Source organism: Pseudomonas sp. K5002 (genome assembly GCF_013386655.1).
GTDB lineage: Bacteria > Pseudomonadota > Gammaproteobacteria > Pseudomonadales > Pseudomonadaceae > Aquipseudomonas.
The window spans coordinates 1-2,031 of the sequence record NZ_JACARK010001097.1; the positions used below are offsets into that span (position 1 = coordinate 1).

The following is a 2,031-nucleotide window of genomic DNA, read 5'->3' on the forward strand; positions in this document are numbered from 1 at the left end:
GGCGGAAATGCGCGGGTTGCTGGATGCCTTGAACGGGCGCTTCGTCCCGGCCGGGCCCAGCGGCGCGCCGAGCCGGGGCCGCCTGGACGTGTTGCCCACCGGTCGCAACTTTTTCTCGGTGGATGTGCGCAACCTGCCCACCACCACTGCCTGGCGCATCGGCTTCCAGTCGGCGAACCTGATCCTTGAGCGTCACCTGCAAGACCATGGCGACCACTTGCGCCAACTCGGCCTGTCGGTGTGGGGCACCGCCACCATGCGCACCGGTGGCGACGATATCGCCCAGGCCATGGCGCTGATGGGCGTGCGCCCGGTATGGGCCACGGGCAGCCAGCGGGTGGATGACTTTGAAATCCTGCCCATCAGCCTACTGGACCGGCCACGGGTGGATGTGACCTTGCGCGTGTCGGGCTTCTTCCGCGATGCATTCGCCAACCTGATCCGCCTGTTCGACGCGGCGGTGCAAGCCGTGGCTGCGCTGGACGAACCGGATGACCTGAACCCGCTGGCGGCCAAGGTGCGCAGTGAGCGAGAGGCCTTGCGCCTGTCGGGCCTGGACGAGGACGCGGCGGCGAAGCAGGCCGGTTGGCGGATCTTCGGCGCCAAGCCCGGTGCCTATGGTGCCGGCGTGCAGGGCGCGATTGATGGGCGCTTGTGGCAGAGCCGCGAAGACCTGGCCGAGGTTTACCTGAACTGGGGCGGCTACGCCTATGGCGGCTCCGACGAAGGCACCGCCGCCCGCGAACAGTTTGCCCAGCGTTTGAGCCAGGTGCAGGCGGTGTTGCAGAACCAGGACAACCGCGAGCATGACCTGCTGGACTCCAATGACTACTACCAATTCCAGGGCGGCATGCTCGCCGCCGTGGAAACCCTGAGCGGCGACAAGGCCGCCAGCTATCATGGTGACCACAGCCAGCCGGACTTGCCGAAAGTCCGCACGTTGAAGGAAGAGTTGAACCGGGTGATTCGTGCCCGTGCGGCCAACCCGAAGTGGATCGAAGGGGTGAAGCGCCACGGCTACAAAGGCGCGTTCGAGATGGCGGCCACCGTGGATAATCTGTTCGCGTTCGACGCTACGACGGCGTTGATCGACGATCATCAATATGCATTGCTGGCGGATGCCTACTTGCTGGACCCGGACACCCGCGCCTTTGTGCAGCAGCACAACCCGGATGCCCTGCGGGACATGACCGAACGCATGCTCGAAGCCCAGCAACGCGGCATGTGGCAGGAGCCTGGGGCGTACCGCGAGGCGTTGGAAAACCTGTTGTTGGATATAGAAGAAGGCAGTTGATGACCGACCTCCCGCATTTCCCGCTGTCCGCCGTTGTCGGTGCCGACGACTTGAAACTGGCCCTGTGCCTGACCGCCATCGACCCGAAAATCGGCGGTGTGCTGATCGAAGGCCCGCGGGGCATGGCCAAGTCCACCCTGGCCCGTGGCCTGGCGGACCTGCTCGCCAGCGGCCAGTTCGTCACGCTGCCGTTGGGCGCCACCGAGGAGCGGCTGGTGGGCACACTCGATCTGGACGCGGCACTCAGTGAGGGCCGCGCACAGTTTTCCCCCGGCGTGCTGGCCAAGGCCGACGGCGGCGTGCTCTATGTCGATGAAGTCAACCTGCTGCCCGACCACCTGGTGGACCTGCTGCTGGACGTGGCCGCCAGCGGCACCAACCTGATCGAGCGCGACGGGATTTCCCACCGGCATTCGGCGCGTTTTGTACTGATCGGCACCATGAACCCGGAAGAGGGCGAGCTGCGCCCGCAATTGCTCGACCGGTTTGGTTTCAACGTGGCGCTGAGCGGGCACACCCAGCCGGCCGAACGCGGGCAGATCATCCGTCGCCGCCTGGATTTCGACAGCGACCCTCAGGGTTTCTGCGGGCAATGGGCCGACCGGCAGGCCGCGTTGCGTGAGCGTTGCACCCGGGCCCGCGCATTGCTGGATAGCATCCCGTTGGATGACCAGGCGCTGGCGCAGATTACCGAGCGCTGCTTTGCCGCCGGCGTCGATGGCTTGCGCGCCGACCTG

The 2,031-nt window shown here is 66.1% G+C and carries 2 protein-coding genes; both read left to right on the top strand.

Annotated features, from left to right (window positions below; genetic code table 11):
- Positions 1-1,294: cobaltochelatase subunit CobN (locus HX846_RS33580; RefSeq protein ID WP_178967085.1), on the top strand; the 1,294-nt coding region annotated here is incomplete at its 5' end.
- On the top strand, positions 1,294-2,031 hold a 738-nt coding region (locus tag HX846_RS33585; RefSeq protein ID WP_178967086.1), incomplete at its 3' end, for an ATP-binding protein. The genes HX846_RS33580 and HX846_RS33585, both read left to right, overlap by 1 nt.